At 67.5% G+C, this 16,645-nt stretch carries 18 protein-coding genes and 4 pseudogenes; 14 read left to right on the top strand and 8 right to left on the bottom strand.

Annotated elements, in window-relative coordinates:
* Window positions 1-2 precede the first annotated feature (2 nt).
* From ACWD6P_RS07790 to ACWD6P_RS07775, 4 genes are all read left to right on the top strand, one after another.
* Window positions 3-584 carry a hypothetical protein gene (locus tag ACWD6P_RS07790; protein ID WP_451443139.1) on the top strand — a complete coding sequence of 194 codons (582 nt, stop codon included), beginning with the start codon at window positions 3-5 and terminating at the stop codon, window positions 582-584.
* Window positions 581-985: an SgcJ/EcaC family oxidoreductase gene (locus ACWD6P_RS07785; protein WP_451443138.1), complete on the top strand. Its 405-nt coding sequence runs from the start codon at window positions 581-583 to the stop codon at window positions 983-985. The genes ACWD6P_RS07790 and ACWD6P_RS07785 overlap by 4 nt, the downstream gene beginning before the upstream one ends.
* A gap of 137 nt (window positions 986-1,122) precedes the next feature.
* On the top strand, window positions 1,123-1,488 hold the full coding sequence (locus tag ACWD6P_RS07780) for a VOC family protein (RefSeq protein WP_451443137.1): 366 nt from the start codon (window positions 1,123-1,125) through the stop codon (window positions 1,486-1,488).
* 175 nt (window positions 1,489-1,663) lie between these two features.
* Window positions 1,664-2,365, top strand: coding sequence for a hypothetical protein (locus tag ACWD6P_RS07775; RefSeq protein WP_451443136.1), 702 nt, complete (start codon window positions 1,664-1,666; stop codon window positions 2,363-2,365).
* A 307-nt stretch (window positions 2,366-2,672) separates the two neighbouring features.
* Here the strand turns inward: ACWD6P_RS07775 and ACWD6P_RS07770 are convergent, their stop codons facing one another.
* Window positions 2,673-3,086, bottom strand: a complete 414-nt coding sequence (locus ACWD6P_RS07770; protein WP_451443135.1) for an acyl-CoA thioesterase — start codon at window positions 3,084-3,086, stop codon at window positions 2,673-2,675.
* Window positions 3,087-3,320: 234 nt separating this feature from the next.
* On the opposite strand from ACWD6P_RS07770, the gene ACWD6P_RS07765 reads away from it, so the two are divergent.
* The 4 genes from ACWD6P_RS07765 to ACWD6P_RS07750 all read left to right on the top strand — a co-directional run bounded on the left by ACWD6P_RS07765 (window position 3,321) and on the right by ACWD6P_RS07750 (window position 6,065).
* Window positions 3,321-3,707, top strand: coding sequence for a hypothetical protein (locus ACWD6P_RS07765; RefSeq protein ID WP_451443134.1), 387 nt, complete (start codon window positions 3,321-3,323; stop codon window positions 3,705-3,707).
* Between the two features lie 359 nt (window positions 3,708-4,066).
* Window positions 4,067-4,519 (top strand): hypothetical protein, encoded by a 453-nt coding sequence (locus ACWD6P_RS07760; protein ID WP_451443133.1) that lies wholly within the window; start codon window positions 4,067-4,069, stop codon window positions 4,517-4,519.
* Window positions 4,520-4,755: 236 nt separating this feature from the next.
* Window positions 4,756-5,043 (top strand): antibiotic biosynthesis monooxygenase, encoded by a 288-nt coding sequence (locus ACWD6P_RS07755; RefSeq protein ID WP_451443132.1) that lies wholly within the window; start codon window positions 4,756-4,758, stop codon window positions 5,041-5,043.
* A gap of 890 nt (window positions 5,044-5,933) precedes the next feature.
* Window positions 5,934-6,065 (top strand): hypothetical protein, encoded by a 132-nt coding sequence (locus tag ACWD6P_RS07750; protein ID WP_451443131.1) that lies wholly within the window; start codon window positions 5,934-5,936, stop codon window positions 6,063-6,065.
* Window positions 6,066-6,328: 263 nt separating this feature from the next.
* On the opposite strand, the gene ACWD6P_RS07745 is transcribed toward ACWD6P_RS07750, so the two are convergent.
* On the bottom strand, window positions 6,329-6,997 hold the full coding sequence (locus ACWD6P_RS07745) for a hypothetical protein (RefSeq protein ID WP_451443130.1): 669 nt from the start codon (window positions 6,995-6,997) through the stop codon (window positions 6,329-6,331).
* A gap of 116 nt (window positions 6,998-7,113) precedes the next feature.
* Here ACWD6P_RS07745 and ACWD6P_RS07740 point away from each other — a divergent pair, with 116 nt between their 5' ends.
* The 4 genes and pseudogenes from ACWD6P_RS07740 to ACWD6P_RS07725 form a co-directional block, all read left to right on the top strand.
* Window positions 7,114-7,653, top strand: a complete 540-nt coding sequence (locus tag ACWD6P_RS07740) for a hypothetical protein (RefSeq protein WP_451443129.1) — start codon at window positions 7,114-7,116, stop codon at window positions 7,651-7,653.
* A 170-nt stretch (window positions 7,654-7,823) separates the two neighbouring features.
* Complete coding sequence (locus ACWD6P_RS07735; protein WP_451443128.1) at window positions 7,824-9,032, top strand: RNA ligase; 1,209 nt, start codon at window positions 7,824-7,826, stop codon at window positions 9,030-9,032.
* 2 nt (window positions 9,033-9,034) lie between these two features.
* Window positions 9,035-9,946, top strand: a complete 912-nt coding sequence (locus tag ACWD6P_RS07730; RefSeq protein WP_451443127.1) for a phosphatase domain-containing protein — start codon at window positions 9,035-9,037, stop codon at window positions 9,944-9,946.
* Window positions 9,947-10,109: 163 nt separating this feature from the next.
* Window positions 10,110-10,923, top strand: a pseudogene (locus ACWD6P_RS07725) (helix-turn-helix domain-containing protein); the annotation flags it as partial.
* A gap of 31 nt (window positions 10,924-10,954) precedes the next feature.
* Here the strand turns inward: ACWD6P_RS07725 and ACWD6P_RS07720 are convergent.
* From ACWD6P_RS07720 to ACWD6P_RS07695, 6 genes and pseudogenes are all read right to left on the bottom strand, one after another.
* The gene (locus ACWD6P_RS07720) at window positions 10,955-11,380 is read right to left on the bottom strand and encodes a contact-dependent growth inhibition system immunity protein (protein ID WP_451443126.1); all 426 of its coding nucleotides are present in this window, start codon (window positions 11,378-11,380) and stop codon (window positions 10,955-10,957) included.
* A gap of 475 nt (window positions 11,381-11,855) precedes the next feature.
* Window positions 11,856-12,110: a transposase gene (locus tag ACWD6P_RS07715; RefSeq protein WP_451443125.1), complete on the bottom strand. Its 255-nt coding sequence runs from the start codon at window positions 12,108-12,110 to the stop codon at window positions 11,856-11,858.
* 268 nt (window positions 12,111-12,378) lie between these two features.
* The gene (locus ACWD6P_RS07710; RefSeq protein WP_451443124.1) at window positions 12,379-12,522 is read right to left on the bottom strand and encodes a hypothetical protein; all 144 of its coding nucleotides are present in this window, start codon (window positions 12,520-12,522) and stop codon (window positions 12,379-12,381) included.
* Between the two features lie 222 nt (window positions 12,523-12,744).
* Window positions 12,745-13,599, bottom strand: a complete 855-nt coding sequence (locus ACWD6P_RS07705) for a hypothetical protein (RefSeq protein ID WP_451443123.1) — start codon at window positions 13,597-13,599, stop codon at window positions 12,745-12,747.
* A 62-nt stretch (window positions 13,600-13,661) separates the two neighbouring features.
* Window positions 13,662-14,510, bottom strand: a complete 849-nt coding sequence (locus tag ACWD6P_RS07700; RefSeq protein WP_451443122.1) for a papain-like cysteine protease family protein — start codon at window positions 14,508-14,510, stop codon at window positions 13,662-13,664.
* A gap of 320 nt (window positions 14,511-14,830) precedes the next feature.
* A pseudogene (locus tag ACWD6P_RS07695) lies at window positions 14,831-14,993 on the bottom strand (IS5/IS1182 family transposase); the annotation flags it as partial.
* Between the two features lie 157 nt (window positions 14,994-15,150).
* Between ACWD6P_RS07695 and ACWD6P_RS07690 the strand changes: the two are divergent.
* Together ACWD6P_RS07690 and ACWD6P_RS07685 are read left to right on the top strand one after the other, a co-directional pair.
* Window positions 15,151-15,793 (top strand): annotated as a pseudogene (locus ACWD6P_RS07690) (LysE family translocator); the annotation flags it as partial.
* Window positions 15,788-16,275, top strand: a pseudogene (locus ACWD6P_RS07685) (transposase); the annotation flags it as partial. The pseudogenes ACWD6P_RS07690 and ACWD6P_RS07685, both read left to right, overlap by 6 nt.
* Window positions 16,276-16,645 lie beyond the last annotated feature (370 nt).

Raw genomic sequence — 16,645 nt, 5'->3', positions numbered from 1 at the left:
CGGTGAGCCACGGGACCCTCGAGCCGTTTCTGCACGCCGCCTTCGAAGCGTACGAGGGGTGCTCGCCCGCCGAGCCCCCCTCGTCCTTCGCCCTCCTCACGGGCACCCTCCGCAACGGCCGGGCGCTGATCGCCGCGACGGAGTTCGCGCGCAACGTCCGGTCCGCGGACCGGACAGCCACGGAAGAGTTCCGCACGACGATCGCCCCGCGTTTCGGAACGGCCTACGACAACATCCACCGCGGATTCTGGTGCGATTCGCGCGATCTGCTGCGCATCCACCGCCAGGCGGCCGAACAGGGCCTGGAGGTGCTCGGTTCGATCCATCTGCATCCCGACTGGCACCGAATCGGCCCACCGAGCGAGCGCGGCCTGCAGATCAGCGAAGCACCGACGCCCATGGACGCCTATATGTTCGCCAGCACCGGCTGGCTGGTGAACATGATCTGCTACGTGGAGCGCCAAGAGGGGCTGCTCTGCTACACGCTGGGAGCCTGGGGCCCGGCGGGCAGCCCCGACACGACGGCCTGCGTGCCACTGCGCATCCAGCTCCACGAGCACCGCGAGAGGGGCGTTCCGGCATGACCGCGGCCGATGCCGACATGCCGGAGGTGCGGTCCGCTTTCGCGGCCCTGGAGAGGGCGTGGGCCCAGTCCGACGCCGATGCCTTCGCCCGGGTCTTCTCCGCCGACGCGGATTTCACCTCCGTACGCGCCGACCACTACTGCGGCAGCGCGCAGATCGCGGCGGCGCACCGGCGCCTGTTCGCCACGGTCTATGCGGGAACCCGTCTGACGGTCACCGTTCTGCGGGTGACCCGCCTCCGACCGGATATCGCCGTGGCGCGGCTGGAGAACAAGGTGCACGCTCAGGAATCGGACGCCGCGCTCGTTCTGCACGCCCAGGCGGTATTGGAGCGCCGACCGGAGAACTGGAACATCGTCGCCTTCATCAACATGCTGCCGATCGCCAGTAGTGGCGAATAGCGGCGAATAGGGGCGAATAGCAGCAGACGCAGTAGACGACAGACACACAAGGCCGACCGAAGTCGACGACGACAGGCACACAAGGCCGACCGGCATCGGCAAAGAACCGACATCGGCAAAGAAAGGAACACCCTCTCGTGCCTCGGCCTAGAATTCGTCATCTGGCCCTGTACGCCCGCCAGCCCGCAGAACTGGCGCGCTTCTATGGCGAGCGCTTCGGCATGGAACTACTCGCCACCGACCAGGCAGGCAATCATTTCCTCCACGACGGCTATCTCACCCTGGCCCTGCTCAAACTCGATATGGGCGGCGAGGCTCCCGCCGGAATAAACCACTTCGGATTCCACGTCGAAGACATCGGCCGACTCTGTACGGAACTGGCGAACGAACCCGTCGAGCAACCCGAGCGCCGGGCATCCCCGCGCCCGTACGCCGAATTCCGGGCCATCGATCCCGAGGGAAACTGGTTCGACCTGTCCGAGCACGGCTACGGGGTTGACTAGGGCGAGACGGAACTCGCGCCCGGCGACGCCCAGTAAGGCCGCTCCGCCCACCTTGGCAGGTCCGCCAACCCAACCCTGACCGGATACGGCGCGGCGGTCCTTCCTGAGCCCCGGACAGATCGCCACGTCACCGGGAGGTGATGGGATGGGGATCATGATGAGGACTCACACAATCGTGGTGCCGGGACTGTACGTCGGCTATCCCGGGGTGGCCTTCGGCGGCTACGTCGCCGGCGTACTGGCAGAGCGGTCCGAGGCGAAGACGGTACGGGTGGACTTCCGCGGGCCGGTGCCGACGGACGTGCCCGTGCGGATCGCCGAAACGGCAGGAGGGGGCGTGGAGCTGGGCGAGGCCGAGAGGCCCCTCGCCGCTGCGCGCCCCGCCGAGCTGCTGCTCGACGCACCGGCCGCGCCCTCCTGGGACGAGGCGGTTGCCGCGGCCGAGGCCTTCCGGGCGGCGCCGCCGTCGGGTGTGGTCGACTGCTTCGGCTGCGGTCTGCGCACCGCTGACCGTGGCCTGCGTATGCACTGCATGCCGGTGCCGGGTCGCGACCTTGTGGCCTCCGCCTGGATCCCGTCCCCCGCTTTCGCCGACCCGGACGGCCACCTCCCGGCTCGACTGGTCTGGGGCGCCCTGGACTGCCCGGGAAACTGGGCGGGCCGCCTTCTCGGCACCCAACGTCCGGGCGCGGTCACCGCAGCCCTCACGGGCACCATCCTGCGGCCAGTCACCGCAGGTGAGCCGTACATCGTGTACGCGTGGCTGCTGTCGGAGTCCGGCCGTAAGCACATGATGGGTGTGGCGCTCACCACGGCGGAGGGCGAACTGTCCGCCGTCTCCGAGGCGCTGTGGATTGATCCCAGGCCCGCGCCCTGAACAAAGGCGCCGTCGACGCCGTACGGGGACGGGGACAGCACGTCGCGAGCACCTGACCACCCGACCCGGGACGCGGCTCCCCGGGTGACGGACTCCGGCCCGGCGGAGACGGGCTGAACCACGCGGCCTAGCCGCCAAGTCTCTGGGGGAGGGGCGGCATACGCGGCCCCTCCGCCCGACCACGAACGACGCGTCCGGCTAGTGAGGGGGCCCGGCCCCGTGATCGGACGATGCACTGTCCGCGCTGGGAGAACCCAGTGATGGTCACCGGGTGGTGAAGTGCGTGCCGCCGTGTCAGTCCGTCCGCCTACCCTGCTGAGATGTACGGCTGGAGGGCCACACGAACCGGGTTGGGCATCTCCTTCTTGCTGCCCGACGCAGTATCGACAAACACGTGTCGCACTTCGCCTTCCGCGATGAGCCGTTCACCGACCTTGAATACCGGGCGCACGATCATGCTCGTCGTTCCGAGATGGGTGAGGAGCATCTCAATGTCGAGCAGCTCATCGAAGCGCGCCCCCAGACGGTAGAGCAGCCGCGCTTCAGCCACGACCAGGTCGGTTCCACCCTCGACCGTGGACGCGTAGTCTCCGATGACTTCTCGCCACAGCTCGGTCAAAGCAACGTCGTAATAGAAAAGGTAGTGACCGTTGAACACCACGCCCTGCTGGTCACACTCGCTGTAGCGCACTCGCAATCGGTGCGTGAATAACTTGGCCATGGCGAGATCATAGTGACGCCCCCAGTGATGTCCGAGGCTGCAGGAGAGCACGCAGCTCCGGAAGCTTCCGCGGGAAGTCATCTGGCCTGGCATCGGGTCGTCGGCCGGGGCGCAAGCGTGGCTGCTTTTCAGAACATGCCATGCACAACGGTGTGTTGAGGCGGCGTTTGCCGACTCGGCAGAGGGGGCTCTGGAACGGAGCCACTGTCAGCGGCGTTCGGTACGGTTCCGCGCATGCCTGCACCCCGTGAAAGCTACGACTCGACCCGTCACCCCGATCTCCTGGCGTGGCTGACCGAACGGCAGACCGGCTTTGAACACTGGGCCCACGAAGCCGGAGGCGTCACCCCGTTCGACTTCTCCAACGCCTCCCTGGACGCACTGGAAGACCTGGTGAGGGAGGCGTACACGAAGACGGAGGAGATCACTCAGCAGCGCCGTACCCCCTTCATCCAAGGCGCTGTGTGGTACATCGGCGAAGTCGTGTGCCGCCGCAAGGGGTGGGTATGGAAGTTCGAGCCGGACTTCGACACAGGCGAAGTACCGCCGTTCTACGGCGAGACGGAAGCGCCGGGACTCCTGGACACCCCCTGCGTGGGCGCACCCGAGGCCGGTCCCTGAGCACTGGTTCCCCCTGAACGCGCTACGCCGCCTGCTCGCCGAGCACGACGAGGTGGGCAATCCGATTGATGAACGGCTCGTCGGGATGGTCGAAGGCTGGTACGACGGCGACTACGAAGAAGACGACGAGGACGAGGACGACGAGGACCAGTAGGACAACGAGCGCTGGTGCCGCGCACAGCCGGGAGGGGGCCGCCCTCATCGCCGTCGCCGCTCTCGACCTCATAGGCCTCATGGGCCTCGTGGGCCTCATCCTGGTCGGGCTCGCGGTGCGGCCTGATTCGACTTCGACGTCTGACCAGCGGCGGAACTCAGTTTGGTCAGTTTGGTGCATCCGTGGTTCATGGTGATACTCCGGCATGAGCAGAATCGCTGAAGTCATCGTGCTGGCGCAGGAAGCAGACGAGGTCATGGAGCCGCTGACGCGGCGTGACGACACACGCACCTGGGGCGGCACCTTCTTCGAGATGCGGCCAGGCGGAAACTGGGGGTTCGGCTGGGGCGCAGAGTTCGTACGGATGGGCAGCAGATCCGGGCTGCTGAGACACCTGGAGTCCCTGCCATGGCCCCGGCCGGAGACGGTGCAGGTGCTGATCCATGACGAGGAGGACGACTGCTTTGGGTTGTGGATGATCCACGACGGCAAGCTGGGAGAGATACCGCTTCCACGTACCCGGCGGGCCTACTGGAGCGGGCCGCACAACGACGAGTTCCCGCCCGACCCCGGGATCCTCAACAGGACGGACATCCGCCCCATCGACTGGCCGGAGGAGATCGAGGGTGGCGACCAGTCTCGGCCGCTGGCCTGGTGAGGGCGCTCAGCGAGCGCCTTGACCCGCACCGCCTCCACTCCACTCCGCTCCACTCCGCCTGCGGCCAGCGCCCTAATTAAGCCCCCTCCTCGACCCACCTCTCGCGTGGTGTGCGCAATGCGCCCATCTGTGGCTCACCTCACCCCGTCAGACTCCGTTAGACCTGTTGTACGGCCTCGTATAACAGGGCTAGCCTCGTCTTGTACGGCACCGTACAAGACGAGAGGGGACACCTCATGTCATTTGGTTTCGTTGCCTTCCACTACCCGGCCGCCGAGCACGTCGAGGAGTTCGTTGCCGAGTGCCACCAGGTCGCCGAGGCGGCGCGGCGGCAGCCGGGCTTTGTGTCCGTCGGGGTCTGGGTCACGCCGGCCGGCGACGCCGTCGTCACCACCGGCGCTTTCGAGTCCGAGGAGGCATTCCGGGCGGCGGCCGACGTCGGCCGCGAGATGGGCGCGACCCCCGACGGGTTGAGCGACCTGGAAGTCAGGCCCCGTGAGGTCCACTTCCTTGTCTCGCGCTGACGATCTCGGTGAGGCCAACTCTCCCGTTGGGGTATGAGCTTTGGCGGGAGTAGTGGTGATGCCTAAGCTTCTGACGGTGGAGTTGACGCCTGAGTAGCAGATTGAGCTGCGGCATCGGCTAACTGGCTGGCTAGGATCGGAGGTGCCCGTTTGCGGCTGGCACATCGCGGGTGCCGTACATCGAGGCGCACCTTGAGGAATTGCTCCGCGTGGCGGATGTCGCGACTCAACGGAATTCGACGACCGCCACGCGTGCCGCAGTTGCGGCGCTCTCCGTCACGGATTCCCCGAGATTTGTCGCCCACCATCCCCTCTGATGCCGTTGCCAGCCTCAGGCCTCCATCTCCCAGAGGAGTGCCGCCGGACACGCGGGCACCGTGGCCCGGCCTCCGACGGCGGTGCCGATGATGATGGCGGCGAATCCGATGATGGCGGCGTATAAGGCCGCTTTCCCCTATGGCCGCTTTCTTCTCGCCCATGATCCCCCCCCGGGTGTGGCGCGTGACGGGAGGCTATCGGGTGTGGGGTGGCCAGCGGGATGAACCGCCAAGCCAAGCGCCGGCGCGAGGAAGCCATCTGGGTCTACCCGGACAGGAAGACCCGGCGCGATGAATGGCACACCTGCAGGGCGGGCGGCGAACCGTCGGCGAGACGTCGGAGTGAACTCAGAGCCAAGCATCGTGTGGACCGATTGCTAACGACTTTTCGGTGAGGCTCCGGGATCCTTGATACACACGGAGCCCGACGAAATGGGGCGTCGAAACAACCCACGACACAGGGGGATTTCCTTGCAGATGCGACTCACTGCCACAACGATGAAGCGCGCTATTGCCACTGCGGCCGTATGTGTTGCTGCGTTCACCATCCCGATGGCTGTGGCTGGACCAGCCGTGGCAGACAGCACTCAGCCGGTTGTGGCGGGCGACAGCCACCAGCCGGTCGCGGCGGGCGACAGCCACCAGCCGGTTGTGGCGGGCGACAAGCACGCGCCGGTCGCGGCAGGTGACAACCACACGCCGTGACGGTGATCAAGCTGCGTTGGCGGCTGACGGTCGACCGGCGGAGCAGGAGACGCTGACTGACCCGGCCGCCGGCTGCCCCAACGAGCCGGTGGAGGCCGTCACCGCGGATTGACCAACTGGCCGTTCCCCCCGCCCGGATCCGAGGCAGGGGGAACGGCCAGTCTGCTGCGTCTGCGGCCGGCCGTGTCAGCTGTCGGCGTCGTCGTCGGCGTCAATGTACTTCCGCCAAGAGCCGCCCCTCGACGAAGCGAAGCGCGTATCTCTCAACCCGCGCGACGGAACAGCTTGTGCGGCGCGAGGGTCCAGTAGACGCGTGAACCCACCAGACTCACCTTGGGGCGGGTACGGCGAAACTCCACCGGGGCTTGCCGCCCGCCCACACCTATGATCCGGCCATAGACGACGTCTGAGCCAGCATCAGCCGCGGTCCGACCGGATTCAGCAGCCGGCTGCCCGTGCTCGCGGACGGAAAAGGTCACCTCGATACGACTGATGCGGCCGTCGCTCGGCACCGTCCGGCGCGCGGATATCTGACGGACAAGCAGTGGGCGTTGCTGAAACCGCTGGGCCCAGGAGTAGGAGGCCCGGCCGTCCGCCGCGGCGAAGGATGCTTCGCTGCCCAGCCGGCCGGGGTTGTCGCCGGCAGCCGTCAGCAGTGCGGCGGCAGTGTCCGGGCCTACTCCGTCGACGTTCAACAGCTTGGGTGCGTAAGCGTCGGTCGCGGTGGTGATTCTGGCTGTGAGGTCGGCGATCTCCTCGGTGAGATGCATGACCCGCCGGGCCAAGAGCCGGAGCGTGTGGCGCGTAGCCGCCTCCGGGCTGGCGTCCTGCGCGGCATTCAGTTCCGAAAGCTGGCGGATGGACTTGAGATTTCTCAGGCCGGCCAGCGACTCGCGCAGGGCCGGCTCTGCGGCGACCGGGACAGCCTTCAACTGGTCGATCGCCTGCGAGCGCGACGTGACCGCAGCTGTCTTGGCCTCTTGAACAGCGGTTCCAGGCGATTCCCGCGCAGATCGCCCAGGCGATCCGTGGCAGGACGTCCTGGGTCGTGGACAGCCACGCGGACGAGATCAGAGACTGGGACCAGCGGTCCAGGGTCGTCTTTCAGGCACGCGCCGCCGCCCCGAGCGGTAATGGCGAGGTGTGGCAGAAGCGCCGTGAATCTGACCGGAACGGGGCCGCCCCACCGCTTGCCGACGTGGTGGCCGGCGTAGAAGGTGACGCGTGCCTCGTCTCCGAATCCATGGGCGTCAAAGGTGAAGTGGACGTTGTCGCCCGGCTGGCGCTTGAGCTTGGCCGACCCCTTAAGCAGCGGTTCCTCAAGCAGCGGTTCCTCGACGGTGTGCCGGGCGGCATGCGCCCCGGTCGCGGCGGGGGCTCCGGCAGTGGACTCGGCCGCAGTGGCCGCGCCCGTGGCGCCCAGGGCGAGTACGGTCGCCGCACCGGCGGTGAGTGCCGTGGCAGCGACGATAAATGGGTGCCGAACGCGGGCGCGGGTGCGGGTGCGGGCGCGGGTGCGGAGCATTGCTCCCTCCAACGGAAGTCAGGTCGACCACTGGATGCCGCCCCGCCGAGGTTGATCCCCTGACTGTTCGTCGACGCGGTCGAGGGACCAGACGGTCGTCGCCGCACGGGCCTTTCCGCCGAGCTCACCGCCCTCGTCCGCGCCGCCCGCACCGCCCGCGCATCAATTCGCTGTTCACGGGGCCTCCCGCACACCACAATCAAGGGTCACTACCAGGAGGAACCGAGAGACACATGAGCCAGGCGACCCCGACACTTCAGGAGCTGCTGCCGTCGCAGGAGCTGACGGCCGCCCTCGACGCCGGGCACGTCACCCGCAAACGGCACCCCGAACTGCCGCTGTCCATCTACACGTACACCAGGACGGCCCAGTACGAGCGCGTGTGGAACCGGGTGACCATGCGCTGCCGCGGCCTGGTCGCCGACGACGCCACCGGAGAGATCGTCGCGCTGCCGCTGCCCAAGTTCTTCAACGTCGGTGAGCACGAGGCCGGTCAGCCGTACGCACCCGCTCTCCCGGAAGAGCCGTTCGAGGTGTACGACAAGGTCGACGGCAGCCTCGCCGTGGTCTTCCACTACGCCGACCGGTGGCACGTCGCGTCCAAGGGCTCGTTCGTCAGCACCCAGGCGACCTGGGCCCAGCGGCTGCTCGACGGCAAAAACACCTCCGCGCTGGTACCCGGAATCACCTATCTCGCCGAGATCCTCTACCCGCAGAACCGCATCGTCGTCGACTACGGCGACCGCCGGGACCTGGTGCTCCTCGCCGCCCTCGCCAAGGACGGCACGGAGATACCCCTGGCCGACGCCGCGGCGTGCTGGCACGGCATCGGCTCGGTCGTCACCGTCTGGCCCGGTATGCCGCTCGCCGAACTGCTCGCCCTGACCGAGGCCAACCGGCTGCCCGGTGGCGGCGCCGCCACCGGTACGAACGCCGAGGGCTTCGTGCTGCGCTTCGCCTCGGGCGTACGGGCCAAGGCCAAGCTCGCCGAGTACATACGGCTGCACAAGGTGCTCACCGGCGTGACGGAGCGGGACATCTGGCGCGGCCACGGCATCCAGCGCTTCGCCGGTCTGCCCGCCAAGCAGGTGGCCCAGGCGCTGGGCTGCTCGGCGGCCGACATCGAGGCGTCCGGCGGTCGGCCCCTGGACGCGCTGCTGGAGCAGGTGCCCGACGAGTTCGACGCCTGGGTGCACGAGGTGATCGCGCGGATCGAGAAGAACGTGGCCGACCGCGAGCACGCGATCGACGAGGCGTACCGGTCCCTGGCCCACCTCGCCGGTGACCGCGGCGCCTTCGCCCGCGCCGCGAAGGCGCTGCCCGACGCCGCCGTCCGCCCCGCCATGTTCCAGCGCCTGGATGGGCGTCCCACCGAACTGGTGACGTACCGTTCCTTCCGGCCGGAGGCATCCGACCCTTTCAAGAACGACGAGGAGAACTGACCGTGCCCGAAGTACACGTCATGACGGGGCTGCCGGCCTCGGGCAAGACGACCGCCGCGCGCAAGCTGCAGGCGGAGTCCGAGGGCCGGATGCGCCGGGTGAACCTCGACGACCTGCGGAACATGCTCGACATCCCGGCCCCCGAGCGCCGGTCGTATGCGCACGAGCAGACCGTGCTCGCGATCCAGGACGCGGCGGTTCGGGCCGCCGTCGACGACGGCTTCGACGTTGTCGTGGACAACACACACCTGACGCCCCACATCCCCAAGCGCCTCAAGGCCGCCGTGGCCGGACAGGCCGCCTTCGTCGTGCACGACTTCACCGACGTCCCGGTCGAGGAGTGCATACGCCGCGACGCCGAGCGCGACCGCACGGCCGGTGAGGACATCATCCGGCTCCTGGCCGACAAGCACGCGAAGGCCAGGCAGGGCGGCTGGCGGCTCACCGCGGAGTGGCTCAACGACGAGGTGCCGGTCGAGCCGTACGCCGCCGACCCGGCCCTCCCGGCGGCGGTGCTGTGCGACATCGACGGCACGCTCGCCATCAGGGGCGACCGCGGCCCCTACGACTTCTCCCGCTGCGGCGAGGACCTGCTCAACGTCTCGGTGCGCGACGCCCTGCGCTCCTTCCAGCGCGCCGACGACGACGTCGTCGTCCTGCTGTCGGGGCGCGGCGAGGAGCACCGCGAGCGGACCGAGGAGTGGCTGCGCCGGCACGACGTCCCCTACGACGAGCTGTGGATGCGCGCCGCCGGCGACGGCCGACGTGACGACGTGGTGAAGGCCGAACTCTTCGACCGTCATGTCCGCCACCGCTTCGCGGTGCGCGTCTCCCTGGACGACCGCGACCGCGTCGTCGCCGTCTGGCGCCGGATGGGCCTGCCGACCTGGCAGGTCAACTACGGCAACTTCTGAGGGGAACGCCGCGATGTGCGGGCCGGACGCCGCAGGCCACGGAGATCGAAGAGACACGCCCTGGTGATCTGAGTCAGAGATTCGTCGTTGATCCGGCATGAGTCGTCCGGGTCCGAAGATTCCGCCGTTGTAGGTCACTGATGCCCAGCGGAGGGTGCTGTAGGGCTGGTTGCGTCGCCGTACGACGGCCCAGGCTTTGGTTCAGCGGTCGCGGATCGTGCTGGAGTGCGTTGAAGGCCACTCGATCATGGAGGTGTCCCGCCGGCTGCGGATCGCTCCGGACACGGTCCGCACCTGGCGGCGCCGCTTCATCGAGCGGGGTCTGGACGGCTTGTGCGACGACCCGCGGCCCGGCGTCCCCCGAAAGATCACCGATGCCGACGTCGAGCAGCGGGTCATCGCCAAGACGCTGGAGGAGACACCGAAGAACGCCACACACTGGTCGACGAGGTGGATGGCCGCGGCCACGGGAATGTCGCAGTCGACGGTCTCGCGGCTCTGGCGGGAGTTCGCGCTGGCGCCGTACGCCCCTCTTCGTCGCCCTTGAGGTCGCCACCGGCAAGGTCATCGGCTCCCTTCACCGCTGCCACCGGGCAGCGGAGTTCAAGAAGTTCCTCTCAAAGCTGGACAAGGAAGTTCCGGCCGATCTGCAGGTTCATCTGATCCTGCACAACTACGCGACCCACAAGACGCCCGACATCAAGCGGTGGCTGCTGGCCCACCCACGCTTCCACCTGCACTTCACGCCCACCAGCGCGTCCCGGCTGAACCTGGCCGAACGGTGGTTCGCCGAGCTGACGCAGAAGAAGCTCAAACGCGGCATCCACCGCTCCGTCCAAGCCCTCGAACGCGACATCCGTGCCTGGCTCGCCGACTGGAACGAACACCCCAGACCGTTCGTCTGGACGAAGACAGCCGACGAGATCCTCGACAAAGTCGCCGCCTACTGCCACCGAATCTCCGGTCCGGATCGGTAGCCCTTCGCGAGTTCTTCACCCGCGCCTTCGGTCAGCGAAGCGATTCGGGCCGGGCGACGAAGCGGGCGAGCTCCTCGGCAGCGCCGCGGGGCAGGCTGGCCACTACTGCCTCCGGCAAGGCCGTGATCACGGTGCGCAACCGCGCCCCGAGGTCCGGGAACAGGGACCAGGCCGAAGTAGGGACGTTCACAGCGGCAAGCAACAGGTCACCCTCGTAGAAGTAGGCGTCAAGCAGCGGCTCCTCAAGCAGCAAGCGCACTGCGAGCGGAAGAACGTACGGCAGTGCCACCTGTTGAGAGATGAGGGTGCGCAGATCCGCCGGACCGAGTTCGCCCAGCGGAACCCGCCGCAACTCATACACCTTGCGGACCAAACGGGTCGCGTCAGAGGCAGGAGGCGCCCAGCGAGGTGGGTCCAGCTCATCGAGCGTGCGGTCGAGGTGCAGCGGATGGTCCATAGGGTTCATTGTCGCCAGAGAGGAAGGGAATCTCAGACCCAGGTCACTAGCCCGCCCGCCGCACGCAGAAGCCCCGCCGGAAGCATGGGCGCATTCCAGCGGGGCTTCCTCGTGCACGGATGCCCCCTATGACGGGCCCTGCGGGTGCGGGACTCCCGTCATAGGCAGGAAGAGTGTTGCGTCGTCGCTGCGCAGGAACCCCCGCCGGCAAGCCGACGGGGGTTCCTCACTTCTCACGCTGCCTCTATGACGGGGGCATGGTGGTGAGAGGCCTGACCAGGCTGAAGACCTCTCGGGCAACGTAGCGTTTGAGGCATCGGACGAACTCACGCCGGGTCTTGCCCTCCTGGATGCCCCGCTCATAGCAGTCACGTGTGCGCGGATCGAAGCGCAGACGGGTCTGCGCGATCCGGTGCAGGGCGGCGTTGGCCTGCTGGTCGCCGCCGCGGTTGAGCCGACGGTACTGCCGACTTTCCTACGAGCGCTCGACGGGGCTGACACCGCACAACGCGGCGAAGGACGCCTCGCCGCCCAGGCGCTCCGGGTTGTCCCCCATCGTGATCAGCATGGTGACGGCGGTGTCCGGGCCGATGCCCACCGAGGCGAGCAGATGCGGGAAGTGATGTTCGACGAGCCGGGCCAGACGCTGTTCCAGGTCCTGGATCTGCCCGGTCAACTGCTCGATGCGCCGGGCCGGCAGGCACAGCGTGATCCGGGTGGCCTGCAGCACCGAGTCGGCGCCGCCCCCGTCTTCGCCTCCGTATTGTCGGCGAGCCGCGCGCAGGTGCGGATCAGTGCCGGGTTGTTCAGCCCGGCCAGTCCCTCCCGCAGGACCGGTCGGCGGTAACTAGGACGGCTTTGAGCTGGTTGATCGCCTGGGTGCGGGCCTTGACCGCTGAGCCCTTGGCGAGTTCGAACATCCTCACGATCTGTACCGGCCCGTCACCTGACTTGGCCCGGGCGCGCGCCCGCCCGCTCAGCACCGCCCGAGCCGCGTTTCACACCTCGACCGGGTCCGACTTCCCGCGCCGGCGGCGGTCCGACCGGTCGGACCGGTTCAGATCGAACACTTCCCCGCCCTGGGCCAGCAGGTAGCGGGACAGTGCTGCTCCGAAGGAGCGTCGTATGGTGCTTCGGGGCATGCGCTCTCCTTGCCCTGGGCCGTGGTGGGGCGCACTACCAGGTCACAGCCGTGAGGGTCGTGCATCGCCGCGTCGGCTGGCCGAGCCCCTTTGCCGGCAGCCGCCCGCTCGGCCGCACTACCGGTCACAGCGGGCGACAGCGCCATGCCCCGCCGCAGGGACGGCGGGGCATGGACGGACGCTCAACTCGTCCGCGTGCGCCTCAACTTGACTGTGTATGCGTCAACTGATCTGGGTGCGTGTCCGCTTGCGGTGGGCGCGGAACCCGAACGTACCGCCCGCCAGGGCGAGCGCGAACGCTCCCGAGGCGCCGAGCAGCATCGGTGTCGAAGACGGGGCGGTCGGTGTCGAGGGAGCGGCGCTGTGCGCCGGAGTGGCAAGCTTGTACCCGCCGGCCAGGCCCTTGCGGTCGTACGCCGACCCCGGCAGCTTGTCGGCGTACCGGCCGTGCACCAGCTTCTGGTATGCGGTGAGCGACATCGTCCGCTTACCACCGAGGCTGGAGACCGCTTCGTGGTTGAGGGGTTGGACCGCACCGTTCTTGAGCCTGTACCAGGCGTGGATCTGCGGCTCGCTGAACACCCTCGAATCCGATGTGGCCTGTTTGGCATAGCCGAGGTCGGCGTTGCCGTCCTGAATTCCGGCCAGATGCCATTTCCGACCCGTGGAGGGGGATGCGTGGCCGGCGAGCAGAGCGGTGGCACGATCGCCGTTGGCGCCGTTGACCTCGGACGCCAGGTACGACAGCCGTAGCGCGCTGGCCGGGGTGGGCTTCGCCTTTCCGGTGACGAAATCGGAGGTGATCTCGTACATCGCGACCGGATCCTTCAGGCTGAAGGCTTGCGGGGCGTCGTGTGCCCCGGAGGTCAGTGGCGCTTCGGCGTCCCTCCCGCCGTCCGCCCCTGAACTCCCGCCGGAATTCGTGGCGTTGAGGAATCGGTTGACGGTGTCGTGGACCTGTGGTGACTGCAGCACCTGGCGTGCGCCGTCGTAGTCGGGTACGCCCGCCGGGCCGTCGGCAGCCTGTGCCTGGGTGCAGAGGAATGCCGACGCGCAGAGCGTCGCACCTAGGGTCATGCCTGCAAAACGAGCAGCACCCCGGCTTGTGGAAAGTTTCTCGCTGCGCATTGCTGCCCGTCCTACTTGTGAATGCCGATACGGGAATGGGTCCACTGGAACGACGAGTTGTTGACGTATTCGTCGTAGTTCCACCAGGTGTAAGTCTTCGTGGACTGCCAGGGATCGCCGACCGCGATGGTGTTTGACGATCGGTCGTACCCGTAGATGACATTCATATGGCCGCCGCCGGAATTCCATCCGATGCGTACCGCGAACGGTCGGCCGCCGCTGATCTCGTTGCCTGTCTCCGAGAAGGACGCGTTGCGGGACAGGCCGTTTCCGGTGTTGGAGAAGCCCATGCCGGACCAGGCATTGGCCATGTCGTCGAGCGTGGCGGGCTGGTTGTCGCAGCTGAGGTAGCTGTTGTGGGCGGCGAGCCGGCAGAAGTCTTCCTGGCTGTACTGGTTGTACCCCCAGTACTTGGCGATGGTCAGGCCGGAGGCATCCCAGCACCACTGGTCCTGGACCTGCTTCTGCATGGAGATGTTGAGGGTGACCCGTCCCTTGGCGGCGGAAGAGGAGCAGTCCGGCAGGCGGTCGGTGTTCTCCTTGATGAACGCGTGGGCTATGTAGAAGGATCCTGAGCTGGACCGGATCCAGCGGGAGTCGCCTTTGACGGAGTCACCCTGCACCTGGCAGATCATGGAGACCGTGCTGCCGACGCGGGCCTTTCCCACGACTCGGGCGGAGAGGTTGGGTGCTTGGCGTTTGTTGATGGTGCTGTAGCCGCCCTGACCATCGGTGATGGTTCCGGTGGTGGAGCCCGCCTGGGCGAGGCTTCCGACATTGAGGAGGAGTCCGGCGGCGGCCACGGCTGCCGCGGCCGCCGTTAAGGCTCTTCTTCGCTTGAAGGATCGGCGAAAGCGCATATCTCAATCTTTCGTGTGGGGGATGCCCAGGGCATGCCACGGGCGCCTTCGCAGTTGAATGCGATACAGAGTAGGGAAGCGCACGTCTTTGCCTTGAGGCAGTGAATTCCTACAACACTTGAAGCCCCTATGGCAATGACGCTCCATCAAACAGGCTTGCGCTACCAGGGAGTAGTGCTGGACTAGACATTACGCCGCCGTATTGATTACCCACGCACGGTGATCAACGCGGCGGCTTAGTACCCGATTTGTGATCGGTTACTGGGTGGTATTTCTGGGGTTCCTTCAGCTGTGATCAACAGGCTTGCAGGAGGCTTGATTCAGATGGTCGCTGCGTTGAGATGAAGTCCGGCGAGGTAACTCTCGGATGCTTCGTCGTAGCTGATGGCGACGCCTCGCCCATGCCTTCATCCTGTTGACGGCGCGCTGAACCGCGTTGCGGTCACGGTAAAGGTCGGCGAAGTGGGTGACGGGCCGGCCGCCCTACTTCCTGCGGTTGGCGACCCGGTCCTCCGTATGGCCGGCCGGGTCGTGGCGTCACAGGCCGGGGCCGCGTCTCGACAGATGGATGAGCCTAGAGCGGACGGTCTGCCATCTGTTTGCGTGACCACTGGGCGGCAATCCAGGAGGTAGCGAACATATGGTGTCTGTGGAGAGCATTCTCGCGTTCGCGGCGATGTGGCTGCTGGTGATCGTGATTCCGGGGCCGAGCGTGCTGTTCGTGATCGGCAGGGCCCTCGCGCACGGCCACCGCACAGCGCTCGCAACGGTCCTCGGCGACCTGGTCGGTTCGTACGTCCTGGTGATCGCTGTGGCCTGGGGCCTCGGCGCGCTGGTGGAGAGTTTCGGCAGCGGTGTTCCTGGGCGTGAAGCCGGCGGGAGCGGCGTATCTCGTCTACCTCGGCGTGCAGGCGTTCCGGCACCGCAAAGAGATGCGCGTGGCGGACATGGAGGCCCCGGCGGGTAAGTGGCGCGGCGATCTGCGCACGATCCTGGACGGGATCTTCGTGGGCGTCACCAACCCGAAGGGCGTCGTCGTCTTCGCGGCGGTGCTGCCGCAGTGCGTGAACCACTCGACGGGCCATGTCCCCCTCCAGGTGATGGTGTTGGGGCTGCTCCCAGTCGCCATCGGCCTGGTATCGGACACCCTGTGGGGCCTCGGTGCCTCGGCGGCCCGTTCCTGGTTCGCCCGCTCGGACCGCCGCCTGTGGATGGTCGGCGGGGCGGGCGGCTTCGCGATGATCGGCCTGGGCGTGACCGTGGCAACGACGGGCCGCGCCGACCAGTCCGACGGGAAGATCCGCGACGGTGCGTGGGTGACCGAGCTCGACGGCGACGGCCTGAAGGGCCGGCCGGGTGGGATGCGGCTGACCGTGCGCGAGAAGCGCCGCATCCAGGCGCTCAGTTGCCGTTCACCGACGCCGACGGGATGCGCCTGACCTGCTTGCCCACCAACAGCACACACGAGCCTGTCGCCGCCCTCGAACTGCGGAACCGCCGGCGCGCCCGCACCGAAGACCGCATCGTGCCCCCGTGCCGCCGGCCTGCGTAACCTGCCCCCGCGCGACGCCGCGCAGAACCGGCTCTGGTTGGAGATCGTCCAGATCGCCCCGGATCTGCTGACCTGGATGCCGATGCTCGCTCCGACCGGCACGGCCCGCCGGTGGGAGCCCTGCCCCGGCGACTGAGGCTGTTCTCCGCCGCCGCCCAGCTCATCGTCACCGGGCGCCGCCGCTACCTCTGCCCCGCCCGCCACTCACCCTGAACGCACGTGATCACGGACGCCTTGGACCGGATCGACGCCCAGCCGAGCCCTGGCTGGCCATTTGCAACGTTCTGTCCCGCAACCCGCACCCCAGTCCGGAGCCGTGGAACCCGGCGCCCGCCCGATGCAACAGGCGGGTCCGCAGCATGCCCACCACCAGCTCTTCAACTCGAAACGGCCCGCCAAATGAACTGACGAGCCGTCACGAAAGACTGAGGCCAGCAATACCATCCAGTAACCAATGCCAAATCGGGTTCTAAGCCGCCGTATTGATTACCGAGCGTGGGTAATCAATACAGCGGCGTAACGTACGCTCCAGCCCTACTCCCCGGTAAGTCAAGGCTGTTGACAGAGCATCATTGCCATAGGG

This window comes from Streptomyces sp. NPDC002446 (genome assembly GCF_053595675.1).
The sequence above is the reverse complement of the archived record's forward strand: the minus strand, read 5'-3'. Positions and strand labels throughout refer to the sequence as shown.